The organism is Streptomyces sp. FXJ1.172 (assembly GCF_001636945.3).
Lineage (GTDB): Bacteria > Actinomycetota > Actinomycetes > Streptomycetales > Streptomycetaceae > Streptomyces.
This window is the reverse complement of record NZ_CP119133.2, coordinates 3783402-3796372: the sequence shown is the minus strand read 5'-3', so window position 1 is coordinate 3796372 and position 12971 is coordinate 3783402. Positions and strand designations below refer to the sequence as shown.

The 12971-nt window shown below is 72.7% G+C and carries 15 protein-coding genes; 10 read left to right on the top strand and 5 right to left on the bottom strand.

From position 1 onward, the window contains the following. The first annotated feature begins 13 nt into the window (after positions 1-13). The 4 genes from A6P39_RS16755 to A6P39_RS16740 are packed head-to-tail and all read left to right on the top strand — an operon-like array spanning position 14 to position 3490. Positions 14-943: an ABC transporter ATP-binding protein gene (locus A6P39_RS16755; RefSeq protein ID WP_067038752.1), complete on the top strand. Its 930-nt coding sequence runs from the start codon at positions 14-16 to the stop codon at positions 941-943. Further along, entirely contained in the window at positions 940-1680 is a 741-nt protein-coding gene (locus A6P39_RS16750) for an ABC transporter permease (RefSeq protein ID WP_067038749.1), read from the top strand. The genes A6P39_RS16755 and A6P39_RS16750 overlap by 4 nt, the downstream gene beginning before the upstream one ends. 5 nt (positions 1681-1685) lie before the next feature. Beyond that, a complete protein-coding gene (locus tag A6P39_RS16745) occupies positions 1686-2879 on the top strand; it encodes a sensor histidine kinase (protein WP_067038786.1) in 1194 nt (397 codons plus the stop codon). Then, positions 2876-3490: a response regulator transcription factor gene (locus A6P39_RS16740; RefSeq protein ID WP_067038747.1), complete on the top strand. Its 615-nt coding sequence runs from the start codon at positions 2876-2878 to the stop codon at positions 3488-3490. Before A6P39_RS16745 ends, A6P39_RS16740 begins: the two co-directional genes overlap by 4 nt. Positions 3491-3507: 17 nt before the next feature. On the opposite strand, the gene A6P39_RS16735 is transcribed toward A6P39_RS16740, so the two are convergent. Continuing rightward, positions 3508-4374, bottom strand: coding sequence for a transglutaminase-like domain-containing protein (locus tag A6P39_RS16735; RefSeq protein ID WP_067038746.1), 867 nt, complete (start codon positions 4372-4374; stop codon positions 3508-3510). 7 nt (positions 4375-4381) lie between these two features. After that, positions 4382-5404 carry a GNAT family N-acetyltransferase gene (locus tag A6P39_RS16730; RefSeq protein ID WP_079133038.1) on the bottom strand — a complete coding sequence of 341 codons (1023 nt, stop codon included), beginning with the start codon at positions 5402-5404 and terminating at the stop codon, positions 4382-4384. A 140-nt stretch (positions 5405-5544) separates the two neighbouring features. Here A6P39_RS16730 and fdxA point away from each other — a divergent pair, with 140 nt between their 5' ends. After that, entirely contained in the window at positions 5545-5868 is a 324-nt protein-coding gene (fdxA, locus tag A6P39_RS16725) for a ferredoxin (protein ID WP_067038742.1), read from the top strand. A gap of 111 nt (positions 5869-5979) precedes the next feature. Beyond that, positions 5980-7077: a bifunctional succinyldiaminopimelate transaminase/glutamate-prephenate aminotransferase gene (locus tag A6P39_RS16720; protein ID WP_067038740.1), complete on the top strand. Its 1098-nt coding sequence runs from the start codon at positions 5980-5982 to the stop codon at positions 7075-7077. Positions 7078-7193: 116 nt separating this feature from the next. Here A6P39_RS16720 and A6P39_RS16715 read toward each other — a convergent pair whose 3' ends face one another. After that, the gene (locus A6P39_RS16715; RefSeq protein WP_067038738.1) at positions 7194-7604 is read right to left on the bottom strand and encodes an ATP-binding protein; all 411 of its coding nucleotides are present in this window, start codon (positions 7602-7604) and stop codon (positions 7194-7196) included. 284 nt (positions 7605-7888) lie between these two features. Further along, positions 7889-8887: a heavy metal transporter gene (locus A6P39_RS16710; protein ID WP_199840633.1), complete on the bottom strand. Its 999-nt coding sequence runs from the start codon at positions 8885-8887 to the stop codon at positions 7889-7891. 143 nt (positions 8888-9030) lie between these two features. Between A6P39_RS16710 and dapE the strand changes: the two genes are divergently transcribed. After that, positions 9031-10110 (top strand): succinyl-diaminopimelate desuccinylase, encoded by a 1080-nt coding sequence (dapE, locus tag A6P39_RS16705; RefSeq protein ID WP_067038734.1) that lies wholly within the window; start codon positions 9031-9033, stop codon positions 10108-10110. Between the two features lie 104 nt (positions 10111-10214). Further along, positions 10215-10973: a TIGR00730 family Rossman fold protein gene (locus tag A6P39_RS16700; protein WP_067038732.1), complete on the top strand. Its 759-nt coding sequence runs from the start codon at positions 10215-10217 to the stop codon at positions 10971-10973. Positions 10974-11024: 51 nt separating this feature from the next. Here the strand turns inward: A6P39_RS16700 and folP are convergent, their stop codons facing one another. Then, positions 11025-11885, bottom strand: a complete 861-nt coding sequence (folP, locus tag A6P39_RS16695; protein WP_067038730.1) for a dihydropteroate synthase — start codon at positions 11883-11885, stop codon at positions 11025-11027. A 138-nt stretch (positions 11886-12023) separates the two neighbouring features. Here folP and A6P39_RS16690 point away from each other — a divergent pair, with 138 nt between their 5' ends. Both A6P39_RS16690 and A6P39_RS16685 read left to right on the top strand, forming a co-directional pair. Continuing rightward, positions 12024-12377 carry a DivIVA domain-containing protein gene (locus A6P39_RS16690; protein ID WP_067038728.1) on the top strand — a complete coding sequence of 118 codons (354 nt, stop codon included), beginning with the start codon at positions 12024-12026 and terminating at the stop codon, positions 12375-12377. Beyond that, the gene (locus A6P39_RS16685) at positions 12374-12970 is read left to right on the top strand and encodes a DNA-3-methyladenine glycosylase I (RefSeq protein ID WP_067038726.1); all 597 of its coding nucleotides are present in this window, start codon (positions 12374-12376) and stop codon (positions 12968-12970) included. Before A6P39_RS16690 ends, A6P39_RS16685 begins: the two co-directional genes overlap by 4 nt. The last annotated feature ends 1 nt before the right edge of the window (position 12971 follow it).

Sequence of the window (12971 nt, the reverse complement as noted above, 5' to 3'; positions counted from 1 at the left end):
CGAGCATGGGGGTATGACAACGACTGCGGCACCGGCCACCACCACGCCGGTGGTCGGCTTCGACCAGGTGACCAAGACGTACGGCAGCGTGCGGGCCGTGGACGGGCTCTCGCTCCAGCTGCACCCCGGCGAGACCGTCGCCCTCCTCGGCCCGAACGGGGCCGGCAAGTCCACCACCCTCGACCTGCTCCTCGGCCTGAAGAACGCCGACAGCGGCACGGTGAACGTCTTCGGCACCAGCCCCCGCGAGGCCATCGTCGCCGGGCGCGTCGGCGCCATGCTGCAGAGCGGCGGCCTGATGGACGAGGTCACAGTCGCCGAGCTGGTCAAGCTGGCCTGCTCGCTGCACCCGAAGTCGTACAAGGCGGCCGACGTGATGGCCCGCGCGGGCATCACGCAGATCGCCGACCGCAAGGTCAACAAGCTCTCCGGCGGCCAGGCCCAGCGCGTCCGGTTCGCCCTCGCCACCGCCGGCGACAGCGACCTGATCATCCTGGACGAGCCGACCACCGGCATGGACGTCTCCGCCCGCCAGGCGTTCTGGGCCACCATGCGCGCGGAGGCCGACCAGGGCCGTACGGTCCTGTTCGCCACCCACTACCTCGAAGAGGCCGACGCCATCGCCGACCGGGTCCTGGTGCTGCACCGCGGCCGGCTCCTCGCCGACGGCACCGCCGCCGAGATCAAGGCCAAGGCCGGCGCCCGGCGGATCGCCTTCGACCTCGAGGGCGCCATCGACGAGGCCGCCCTGCGCGCCCTGCCCTTCCTGACCTCCGTCGACGTGTCGGGACAGACCGTCCGCATCCAGTCGACCGACGCCGACGCGACCGTCCACGCCCTGTACGGCCTCGGTGTCTACCCGCGCAATCTCGAAGTCGCCGGCCTCGGCCTGGAGCAGGCCTTCGTCGCCATCACGGAGGCCGAGGAGGCCAAGCAGTCATGAACGCCCTGATCAAGCTCGAACTGGCGCGTGCCCTGCGCAACAAGAAGTTCCTGTTCTTCTCGGTGCTCTACCCGGCGATCCTCTTCCTGATCTTCTCCAGCAGCTCCGGCTCGAACGAGAAGGTCGACGGCACCGGGCTGACCGTCGCCACCTACCTGATGGTCTCCATGGCCTCCTTCGGCGCCCTGACCGCCGTCCTGATGGGCAACAGCGAGCGCATCGCCAAGGAGCGCGAGAACGGCTGGGTACGGCAGCTGCGGCTGACCCCGCTGCCCGGGCGCGGCTATGTCCTCGCCAAGACCGCCAGCGCCGCCGTGGTGAGCCTGCCGTCGATCATCGTGGTGTTCGTGGCCGCCGCCGCGATCAAGCACGTCCACCTGGACGCCTGGCAGTGGCTGGCCCTCACCGGGGTCATCTGGGCCGGCAGCCTGGTCTTCGCCGCGCTCGGCGTCGCCATCGGCTACGTCGCCTCCGGTGACGCGGTCCGCCCCATCACGATGATCATCTACTTCGGTCTGTCGATCCTCGGCGGCCTGTGGATGCCGACGACGACCTTCCCGAAGATCATGCAGGACATCGCGAAGTGGCTGCCCACGCACGCGTACGCTGCTCTCGGGCGGGCGATCGAGCAGAGCCAGGCCCCGCACGCGTCGGACATCGCCATCCTCGCCGTCTACTTCGCCCTGTTCGCGGGCGGCGCGGCCTGGCTGTACCGGAAGGACACGCTGAAGGCGTGAGCACCATGACGGAAGACCGGCGGGCCGGCGAGAAGCGGCCGGAGACCCAGGTGCGGATCGGCCAGGGCCCCCGCAACCGGCGCGAGGTGGCGGTCAAGGCGCTGTGGATCGGCGTCTGGCTGGTCTTCCTCAGCTCGCCCATCCACGACCTGACCTCGGGGAACCACACCACGGGCGGCACCGTGGCCGGTGCGCTCGGGCTCACCGCGTTCGTCGTCTCCTACCTGACGCTGGTCTTCCGGAACATGGGCAAGCCCTTCACCCCGAGGGTCGTCGTCTCGCTGCTCGCGGTGATGCTCGTCCTCGCCCCCCTGCTGAACTACACCCTCGGCGAAGCCTGGACCGGGCTCTTCGTCTACGTCTCGGTGGCCTGCGGGGCGACCCTGCCGCTGCGGGCCGCGTTCTGGGCGATCCCGGCGACCGCCGTGGTGATGTTCGTGGTCGAGCGGCACAACGGCGTCTCGGGGTGGGACGAGACCCTGCTCCTCGTCGTCCTCATCGGGTTCGCGATGGTCGGCGTCGGCCAACTCGTCCGCACCACCATCGAGTTGCGCAAGGCCCGGGCCACCGTCGCCCACCTCGCCGCCAACGAGGAGCGCCTGCGCCTCGCCCGCGACCTGCACGATCTGCTCGGCCACTCCCTCTCCCTGATCACGCTGAAGAGCGAGCTGGCCGGCCGGATGCTGCCCGACCACCCCGACAAGGCGGCCCAGCAGGTCGCCGACATCGAGCAGGTCAGCCGCCAGGCGCTGGTCGACGTGCGGGAGGCCGTCACCGGTTACCGGCGGCCCCGGCTCGGCGCCGAACTCGCCGGCACCCAGGTCGCCCTCACCGCCGCCGGCGTCAGCGCCGACGTGCCCGCCGACCCCGACCTCGACGACGTCCCGGAGGAGGCCGAGTCCGCGCTCGCCTGGGCGCTGCGCGAGGCGGTCACCAACGTGGTCCGGCACAGCGGCGCCGACCGCTGCCTCGTCCAGCTCACCCACCGCCAGACCCTCGACGGACCGGTCCTCGAACTCTGCGTCGAGGACAACGGATCCGGCGGCGCGGGCGGCGTCCCGGGCAACGGTCTGACCGGCCTCACGGAACGGCTGGAGAAGGCCGGCGGCAGCCTGGAAGCAGGCCGGGTCAAGCACGGTTTCCGGCTCGTCGCCCGCGTCCCCACGGCCCGCTCGCGGGACGTAGGATCCGGGGCATGACGAGCACGATCAAGGTCCTGTTGGCCGAGGACCAGTCGATGGTCCGCGAGGCGCTGGCCGCGCTGCTCGGCCTGGAGGACGACATCGAGGTCGTCGCCCAGGTCGCGCGCGGGGACCAGGTGCTCGCCGCCGTCGGCGCGCACGGCGTGGACGTGGCCCTGCTCGACATCGAGATGCCCGGCTGCACCGGCATCGAGGCGGCCGCCCGGGTGCACCGGGAGTTCCCCCACATCAAGCTGGTCGTCCTCACCACCTTCGGCCGCCCCGGCTATCTGCGCAGCGCCATGGAGGCGGGCGCCGACGCCTTCCTCGTCAAGGACGCCCCGGCCGCCCAGCTCGCCGAGGCGATCCGCAAGGTGCTCTCCGGTGAGCGGGTCATCGACCCCACCCTCGCCGCCGCCGCGCTCGCCGAGGGTGCGAACCCCCTCACCGAGCGCGAACGCGAGGTGCTGCGCGCGGCGGCCGACGGCGCGACCAACGCCGAACTGGCCAAGTCCCTGCACCTCTCCCAGGGCACCGTCCGCAACTACCTCTCCACGGCCATCCAGAAACTGGCGGTCCGCAACCGGGCGGAGGCGGTACGCACGGCGCGGGAGAAGGGCTGGCTGTGAGCGAGCGGCCCTGAAGGTCAGTTGAGCATCGCCCGCGCGGTATGGGCCTGTTGCCGCACCTTGCGGGCGGTCGACTCGTCGACGACCTCGATCAGGTCGGCGTAGGCGTCCAGTTCCTTCGCGCCGGAGACGAACTCGCCCCGCTGCACCAGCAGGTGGCCCCGCTCGTAGCGCAGCCGCGCCGGATGCGACGGCACCAGCAGCGCCAGCTCCACGGCCCACAGCGCCACGTCCGACCGCTCGGGCCGGGCGGCCGCCCAGGCCCGGACGTTGTTCAGGACCCGCTGGACGACCTCCAGGGGCGGGGCGGGCTGCAGCATGGACGGCTCCAGCGGCGCCCCCGTGGCCCCCACCACCAGCAGCTCGGTGTCGGACCCGGTCAGCACCCGCCCGCCGTCGAACGGATCGGCCAGCACCTGCTCCGCCGCCGCGCCGAACCCCACCACGAAGTGCCCCGGCAGCGCGACCCCGTACACCGGAGCGCCCGCCCGGCGGGCGACCTCCAGCCACACCACCGACAGCAGGATCGGCAGCCCGCGCCGCCGCCGCAGCACCTCGTGCAGCAGCGAGGACTCCAGCCGCTGGTAGTCGCCCGCGGTGCCGTGGAACCCGTAGCGGGCGCCCAGCAGCCGCCGTACCGCCTCCGCCCACGCGCGCGGCCCGCCCGGCCGGTACGGCAGCTCGCCCGCCAGCCGGTCCAGCTCCAGCTGGGCGGCGTCGGTCCCGGCCTCGTCCAGCGAGCCGTCCGCGCAGGCGCCGATCAGCAGGCACAGCGCCGACAGATCCGGCCGCTCGGACCGCGCCTCCTCGGCGAACCGCCGGCGCAGCTCGGCGGACCGCTCCGGCGGGGGCGGATGCGGGGGCGGCAGGTGCGGGTGACGCATGACCGGCTCAGGCCCTTCCACCGTGCTCGCTCTGCTCGTCCGGCGCCCGGTAGTGGTGGTAGGCGTGGTGCGGGCTGAAGCCCAGCGCGGCGTACAGCGCCCGCGCGCTCTCGTTGTCCGTCTCGACCTGGAGCCAGGCCGCCGACGCGCCCTCGTCCAGGGCCCGCCGGGCCAGCGCGGCCATCACCTGCGTGGCGAGCCCCTGCCGGCGCCGGCCGGGGTCCACCTCGACGGCGGCGAACCCGGCCCACCGCCCGTCCACGACACACCGCCCGATGGCCGCCGGGGGCACGCCGCCCTCCCCTGGCACGGTCGCGAACCACACCGAGGGTCCCGTGCCGAGCACCCGCAGGGCCACCTCGCTCACCCCCTTGCGCTGATACCGGGCGAGCCATGCCTCGTCCGCCTGCCGGGCGAGGGCCACACCCGCGCCCTCGGCCCGGTCCGCGACCGGTGCCAGGGCACCGGTCCACACCTCGGCGGTCACCTCCCGCACCCAGCCGCGCCGCTCCAGCTCCGCGCACAGCAGCTCCTGTGTGTCCTCGGCGCCGGTGGCGGTCTGGACGTAGGCAGGCAGACCACGCTCGCGGTACCAGCGTCGTACGGCCGCCAGGGCCGCGTCGAGCGGAAGCCCCGGATCGCCGAGCGGCAGCACGCAGTTCGCCCGCCGCGTGAATCCGGAGGCGGCCCGCAGCTCCCACTCGCCGAGCCGCTCGCTCTCCAGCGGCTGCCAGCCGCGCGAGGCGATGCGCGCGAGTTCCGGGTAGGTGGCCGCGGGCCCCCGGCGGCGTGCCGGAGCGGCCGGCACGACCTTGCCCGCTACCACGACGGCTTCCGGGATGCGGACACTCTCCCCGCTCCGTCGTGTGATCATGAGCACGCCGGAATCCCATGATGTGAGAACACCCACCGTGTCGGTGAACTTCTCCGATGTTGCTCCAGGCTCTTCCAAGCACCGTACGGAGACGCGTTTGCCCACGTCAGCAGGGGTAATTCGGACTTCCAGGCGTCCTGTCGCCGAGATTTCCACTGGTCAGTTCACCCCTCCTGTTCGGATCATGCCCCGGAACGGAGATACTAGGGGCGGGCATCGACGACGCCGCGCTCCCGCGCGCCAGGCGGCGGAGCCTGAGGAGGCCCGCCAGCGCCCTATCGAGGAGGAACGACAGCGTGACCTACGTCATCGCGCAGCCTTGTGTCGACGTCAAGGACAAGGCGTGCATCGAGGAGTGCCCGGTCGACTGCATCTACGAGGGCCAGCGGTCCTTGTACATCCACCCGGACGAATGCGTCGACTGTGGTGCCTGTGAGCCGGTCTGCCCGGTTGAGGCGATCTTCTACGAGGACGACACTCCGGAGGAGTGGAAGGACTACTACAAGGCGAACGTCGAGTTCTTCGACGAGCTGGGCTCCCCGGGCGGCGCCAGCAAGCTGGGGCTGATCGAGCGCGACCACCCCTTCATCGCCGCGCTGCCGCCGCAGGCGGGCGAGTAACACGCCAAGCGGCCCGCATCGCCGCCTCGGTCCCGTACGGCCCCGATCACCCGATCACCGCCGCACGGGACCGAGGCGTTTGCCGCACCGTACGAAAGTGAGCCACTGACCGTGTCCGCAGTCTCCGACCGCCTGCCGACCTTTCCCTGGGACAAGCTGGAGCCGTACAAGAAGACGGCCGCCGCGCACCCCGACGGGATCGTCGACCTCTCCGTGGGTACCCCGGTCGACCCGGTGCCCGAGCTGATCCAGAAGGCCCTGATGGACGCGGCCGACTCGCCGGGCTATCCGACGGTCTGGGGCACCCCGGCGCTGCGGGACGCGATCACCGGCTGGCTGGAGCGCCGTCTCGGCGCCCGCGGGATCACCCACCGCCACGTCCTGCCGGTGGTCGGTTCCAAGGAACTGGTCGCCTGGCTGCCCACCCAGCTGGGCCTCGGCCCCGGCGACAAGGTGGCCTATCCGCGCCTCGCCTACCCGACGTACGAGGTCGGCGCCCGCCTCGCCCGCACCGCGTACGAGGTCTACGACGACCCACGCGACCTCGACCCGGCGGACCTGAAGCTCCTCTGGCTGAACTCCCCGTCCAACCCGACGGGCAAGGTGCTGTCGAAGCAGGAGCTGACGGACATCGTCGCCTGGGCCCGCGCCCACGGCATCCTGCTCTTCTCCGACGAGTGCTACCTGGAACTGGGCTGGGAGGCCGACCCGGTCTCGGTGCTGCACCCGGACGTCAACGGCGGCTCGTACGACGGCATCGTCGCCGTCCACTCCCTGTCCAAGCGCTCCAACCTGGCGGGCTACCGCGCGGCCTTCATCGCCGGCGACCCGGCTGTCCTCGGCCCGCTGCTGGAGATCCGCAAGCACGGCGGCATGATGACCTCGGCGCCGACCCAGGCGGCGGTCGTGGCCGCCCTCGGCGACGACGCCCACGTCCACGAGCAGCGCGCGCGGTACGCGGCCCGCCGCGAGGCCCTGCGCACGGCCCTGCTCGGCCACGGCTTCCGCATCGAGCACAGCGAGGCCAGCCTCTACCTGTGGGCCACCCGCGACGAGTCCTGCTGGACCACGGTCGCCCACCTGGCCGGCCTCGGCATCCTGGTGGCTCCGGGCGACTTCTACGGCGAGGCGGGCGAGAAGTTCGTACGGGTGGCCCTGACGGCGACGGACGAGCGGATCCGGGCGGCGGCGGAGCGCCTGACGGCCTGACCCGGCCGCACCCGCCGCCCCGCGGCGGGCGCACGCCCCGCACACAGGGAAACGGGGCCCAGGAAGCTCCCTGGACCCCGTCGCCGGTGTCAGCTCAGCGGCAGCGCGGCGGACCGTCAGCCGCCCAGCCCCTGAACCGGCAGGTTGGCCGTCGGCAGCGCGCTGCCGCCCTGCGCGGCGTCACCGAGGACGTTCCCGGCCGTCCCGGCGACGCTGCCCGCGGCCTGCTGCGCCACCGGCGCCGCCTTCCGCACGGCGCTGCCGCCGGCCTGGCCCGCGGCCGGCACCGCCGTCCCGACCACCCGGCTGCCCGCGTTGCCCGCGAGAGTGGTGGCGTTCGTTGCGGCACTGTTGGCGGTTTCGGCGACGTGCGTGGCGTCCACGGCGGTCAGGCCGCCCAGGTTCGGGGCCGCCGTCGGCAGGCTCGGGGCCGCACTGGCGGAGCCGGCCGCACCGACCCCGGCGGCCGCTCCCGCTGCGACGAGCAGCGCGGTACGGGCGATCCGGCGGGTCAGGGGGAGGGACATGATGCTCCATTCGACGGGAGAGAACGGTGTGTGTCCGGGTCCGGTCCGGGCCCGGACGCCGTGACTACCGCTCGAGACCCGCGAAGGTTGCGGACGCCCCAGGTAACGAATGGATAACGCATCGCATTATCAGGTGTGGAGAAAAACGGGCAAAGAACGCCTGCCGGAATTCCCGCAGAATCCTTACAGCCCTTGAATTTCCGGGGTTTCAGGCACCGACGTGCAAGACGCCCGCCCGGCGGGGCGAACCGTCGCCGCACAACCCGCCGGAGTGACCTCTCGTACTACTGTCCGGTCACGATCTGGACGGCCCTCGTGGACTGCTCCGCCCCGCCGGTCCCGGCCGCGGACTGCGAGGCGGCCGCCTTCCACTGGCTGTTGTCGCTCCCGGCGGTCCACTGCCGCCCCGCGTACGACACCCGCTGGATGTGCAGCGCCGAGGAGTTCGCGACCGCCCAGTGCGCCAGCTGCCAGCCCCGCTGCCGCTCGCCGCGCCCGGTCGCGTCCACCTCCGTGCCCTGCGGCACCGGCACGGTCACGGTCCGGCCCCGGGCCGTGGCGGTCACGCTCGGCGACGGGGACGGCGACGGCACGGGCGTACCGCCCACCTCGGCACCGGTCTCCTGGAGCGCGTCGCGCCCGAAGTCCCGTACCAGCGCGGCCCGTACCGCGTCCGGACCGGTCGCCGTGGCCGTGCCGTCCGGATGCCCGTCGCAGGTGAGTGTGGCCGCCGCGGTGCCGGTCAGGGCCGCCGCCAGCAGCGTGGCGTCCGGCTCGTGCTTGGCGTACGCCTCCGGGTACCCGCTGCGCTGCACGCGCTGCGCGGCCTGCGTCAGCGGCAGGTCGGTGTAGTCCGGCACCTTCGCCAGGTGCGCGTAGAAGATGCCCGCCGCGTAGTCCGGGTCCATGATCTGCTGCGCGGTGCCCCAGCCCTGCGAGGGCCGCTGCTGGAACAGGCCCAGCGAATCCCGGTCGCCGTGCTGGATGTTGCGCAGCCCCGACTCCTGGATGGCCGTGGCCAGCGCGATCGCCACGGCCCGCTCGGGCATGTGGCGCCCGGTGCCGACGGCCGCGATCGTGGCCGCGTTCACCGCCTGCTCCGGGGTGAACTCGTACGACGTCCCGTCGCCCGAGTCCGACACCACCGTGCAGCCGTGCGGCCGCCCTCCGGTGACGTACTGCACCACGAGGTACGCGGCGACGCCGCACAGGACCAACAGGGCCGCGGAGAAACGAAGAAGACGGCCGCGACGCTTGGGACGGGTGGGGGACGGCTCTGACACGCGTACAAGGTACTGGAGCCGCGCCGGGCCCTCACCGGGGGTCTGGCCAGTGTGATCCAGCAGACGCAGCCGCGCCGCGGCCGGCGGACCCGGGGCGCGGTCGGCGAAACCGGTCCCGGCGGGCGGCGCGCTAGGGTCGGGGCATGGCCGACACCTCGCTTGACCTCACGCTCGACGCCGCCGCGCTCACCGCGCAGCTCGTGGACATCCCCTCCGAGAGCGGAACCGAGAAGCCGCTCGCGGACGCGGTCGAGGCCGCCCTGCGCGCCCTGCCGCACCTGACGGTGGACCGCCACGGCAACAACGTGATCGCCCGCACGAACCTGGGCCGCTCCGAGCGCGTCATCCTGGCCGGCCACATCGACACCGTCCCGATCGCGGACAACGTCCCCTCGCGCCTGGACGAGGACGGCGTGCTGTGGGGCTGCGGCACCTGCGACATGAAGTCCGGCGTGGCGGTGCAGCTGCGCATCGCGGCCACGGTCCCGGCCCCCAACCGCGACCTGACCTTCGTCTTCTACGACAACGAGGAGGTCGAGGCCGAGCGCAACGGGCTCAGGCATGTGGCCGAGGCCCACCCCGACTGGCTGGCGGGCGATTTCGCGATCCTGCTGGAGCCCTCCGACGGCCAGGTCGAGGGCGGCTGCCAGGGCACGCTGCGGGTGCTGCTGAAGACCGCGGGCGAGCGGGCGCACTCCGCGCGCTCCTGGATGGGCTCCAACGCCATCCACGCCGCAGCCCCCATCCTGGCCCGCCTGGCGGCCTACGAGCCCCGCTACCCCGTCATCGACGGCCTGGAGTACCGCGAGGGCCTGAACGCGGTGCGCATCGGTGGGGGAGTGGCCGGCAACGTCATCCCCGACGCGTGCGTGGTCACGGTCAACTTCCGTTACGCCCCCGACCGCACCGAGGAGGAGGCGATCGCGCACGTCCGCGAGGTCTTCGCCGACTGCGGGGTGGCGGAGTTCGTGATCGACGACCACAGCGGCGGCGCGCTGCCCGGCCTGTCCCACCCGGCCGCGGCGGCCTTCATCGAGGCGGTGGGCGGCACCCCGCAGCCCAAGTACGGCTGGACGGACGTCTCCCGTTTCTCCGCGCTCGGCATCCCGGCCGTCAACTACGGCCCGGGCAACCCGCACTTGGCGCACAAGCGCGACGAGCGGGTGGAGACGGCCAAGATCCTCGCGGGCGAGGAGCGGCTGCGGAACTGGCTCACGGCATAGCCGGCGGAGCGCGTCGCTGCACGCCGGACATGCGTACGTCCCCCCGCTGTAACCCACGGCGATCTAGTCTGAGATCGAACTACCCGCAAGCGGAGGGAGCGCACATGGCTACCGGCAACCCCGTGGGGAAGAAGCAGCCGCCGGACGAGCAGCAGCTCGGACCGGTCCTCCGACGGCGCGGACAGGTGATGGCCAGCACGACCGACCAGCGGCTGCTGGACGAGCGCGCGCCGACGGACTGGGTCCACACCGACCCCTGGCGGGTCCTGCGGATCCAGTCGGAATTCATCGAGGGCTTCGGCACGCTCGCCGAACTCCCGCCCGCCATCAGCGTGTTCGGCTCGGCGCGCACCCCGGTGGACTCGGCGGAGTACGACGCGGGCGTGCGGCTCGGCCGCGGCCTCGTGGACGCGGGCTGGGCGGTGATCACGGGCGGTGGCCCCGGGTCGATGGAGGCGGCCAACAGGGGCGCGTGCGAGGCGGGCGGTGTCTCGGTCGGCCTCGGCATCGAGCTGCCCTTCGAGCAGGGCCTGAACCCCTACGTCGACATCGGCCTGAACTTCCGCTACTTCTTCGTCAGAAAAATGATGTTCGTGAAGTACGCCCAGGGCTTCGTGGTCCTGCCCGGCGGCCTCGGCACCCTGGACGAACTCTTCGAGGCCCTCACCCTGGTCCAGACCCAGAAGGTCACCCGCTTCCCGATCGTCCTCTTCGGCAGCGAGTACTGGGGCGGCCTGGTCTCCTGGCTCCGCGGCACCCTGGTCGCCCAGGGCAAGGCCTCGGAGAAGGACCTCCTCCTCTTCCACGTCACGGACGACGTGGAGGAAGCGGTGGCCCTGGTCTCGAAGGAAGCGGCCCGCTAGGTCCTGTCGTCAAATTCCCGCCTGCCCTGCCCCGTGGGAGCCCCCGGCGGGTCAGGCCAGGCCGCGGCGGGCCACCGCGGGGGCCCGGTGGCCGGCGATGGAGGCGACCATGTCCAGCACCTGCCGGGTCTCGGCCACCTCGTGGACCCGGTACACCTGCGCGCCGAGCCATGCCGACACCGCGGTCGTCGCCAGCGTGCCGATCAGCCGTTCCTTCACCGGCCGGTCCAGCGTCTCGCCGACGAAGTCCTTGTTGGACAGCGAGACCAGCACCGGCCAGCCCGTCGCGACCATCTCGGGCAGCCGCCGTGTCGCCTCCAGGCTGTGCCGGGTGTTCTTCCCGAAGTCGTGCCCGGGGTCGATGAGGACCGATTCCCTCGGCACGCCCAGCGCGACCGCCCGCTCCGCCAGCCCCACCGTCACGCCGAGGATGTCGCTCATGACGTCGTCGTACGTCACCCGGTGCGGACGCGTCCGCGGCTGCACGCCCCCCGCGTGCGTGCACACCAGCCCCGCCCCGTACCGCGCCGCGACCTCCGCGAGACCGGGGTCGACCCCGCCCCACGCGTCGTTCAGCAGGTCCGCCCCCGCCTCGCACACCGCCTCGCCGACCTCGGCCCGCCAGGTGTCCACGCTGATGATCACGTCCGGGAAGCGCCGCCGTACCTCCGCCACGAAGCCGACCGTCCGCAGCGCCTCCTCCTCGGCCGTGACCTCCTCGCCCGGCCCGGCCTTCACCCCGCCGATGTCGATGATCGCGGCACCCTCGGCCACTGCCTGCTCCACGCGCGCGAGAGCCGGTTCGTCGCGGAACGTCGCCCCCTGGTCGTAGAAGGAGTCGGGGGTCCGGTTCACGATCGCCATGATCACCGGCTCGTGGGGCCCGAATTCCCGCCTGCCCAGCCTGAGCATCCGCTGTGACCTCTCCTAGTACCTTCCGCAGTACAGCCGCCTGCGACCCTAACTGTCAGAGTCGCATGGCACGATCGGACTCAGACAGTTTCGGCGTCCGGCACACCGTCCGGCATCGAGCGTGGGGACCCTAAGGCGATGGTGATGTTCTTGTTCCTGGTCGTCGCGCTGGCCGTCGTGGTCGCCGCGGTGACACTCGCCGTGGTGGGCGGCGGTGAGAGCGCCCCCCTGCCCGAGGTGGCGCCGGAGCGCCTCCAGGACCCGCTGCCCGCGGACCGCCCGGTGGACCGCGCCGACGTGGAGAGCCTGCGCTTCCCGCTCGCCCCGCGCGGCTACCGCATGGCGGACGTCGACGACGCCCTCGGCCGCCTCGCCGCCGAACTCGCCGAGCGCGACGCCCGTATCGCCGACCTGGAGTCGGCGCTGGCCGGGGTGCGGGCCGCCGCCGCGCACCCCCGCCCGGACCAGCCCGAGCAGGAGGACCAGCGATGACCGACGGAGCCGCCGTCGCCGGGCCGGACGGCGCCCTGCGCTGCCCGTGGGCCCTGTCCACCGAGGACTACGTGTCGTACCACGACGAGGAGTGGGGCCGCCCGGTCCACGGCGACGACGCCCTCTTCGAGCGGATCAGCCTGGAGGCCTTCCAGTCGGGCCTGTCCTGGATCACGATCCTGCGCCGCCGTCCGGGTTTCCGCGCGGCCTTCGCCGGCTTCCACATCGAGAAGGTCGCCGCCTTCACCGACGACGACCGCGAGCGGCTGCTGGCCGACGGCGGCATCATCCGCAACCGCGCCAAGATCGACGCCACGCTCGCCAACGCGCGCGTGCTCGCCGACTGGTCCGAGGGCGAGCTGGACGAGCTGGTCTGGTCCCACGCCCCGGACCCGGCCGCCCGCCCGGCGCCGAAGACCCTCGCCGACGTCCAGGCGGTCACCCCGGAGTCCACGGCCCTGTCCAAGGCCCTGAAGAAGCGGGGCCTCAGGTTCATCGGCCCGACGACGGCGTACGCGCTGATGCAGGCGTGCGGACTGGTCAACGACCACCTGGAGGCCTGCGCCAGCCGTACCGGTCAGCCCGCCCGCTGAC

Coding starts and splice junctions, on each gene's coding strand:
- A6P39_RS16755 (WP_067038752.1), top strand. CDS start 14: ATGACAACGACTGCGGCACCGGCCACCACCACGCCGGTGGTCGGCTTC.
- A6P39_RS16750 (WP_067038749.1), top strand. CDS start 940: ATGAACGCCCTGATCAAGCTCGAACTGGCGCGTGCCCTGCGCAACAAG.
- A6P39_RS16745 (WP_067038786.1), top strand. CDS start 1,686: ATGACGGAAGACCGGCGGGCCGGCGAGAAGCGGCCGGAGACCCAGGTG.
- A6P39_RS16740 (WP_067038747.1), top strand. CDS start 2,876: ATGACGAGCACGATCAAGGTCCTGTTGGCCGAGGACCAGTCGATGGTC.
- A6P39_RS16735 (WP_067038746.1), bottom strand. CDS start 4,374: ATGCGTCACCCGCACCTGCCGCCCCCGCATCCGCCCCCGCCGGAGCGG.
- A6P39_RS16715 (WP_067038738.1), bottom strand. CDS start 7,604: ATGTCCCTCCCCCTGACCCGCCGGATCGCCCGTACCGCGCTGCTCGTC.
- dapE (WP_067038734.1), top strand. CDS start 9,031: ATGGCCGACACCTCGCTTGACCTCACGCTCGACGCCGCCGCGCTCACC.
- A6P39_RS16700 (WP_067038732.1), top strand. CDS start 10,215: ATGGCTACCGGCAACCCCGTGGGGAAGAAGCAGCCGCCGGACGAGCAG.
- folP (WP_067038730.1), bottom strand. CDS start 11,885: ATGCTCAGGCTGGGCAGGCGGGAATTCGGGCCCCACGAGCCGGTGATC.
- A6P39_RS16690 (WP_067038728.1), top strand. CDS start 12,024: ATGGTGATGTTCTTGTTCCTGGTCGTCGCGCTGGCCGTCGTGGTCGCC.
- A6P39_RS16685 (WP_067038726.1), top strand. CDS start 12,374: ATGACCGACGGAGCCGCCGTCGCCGGGCCGGACGGCGCCCTGCGCTGC.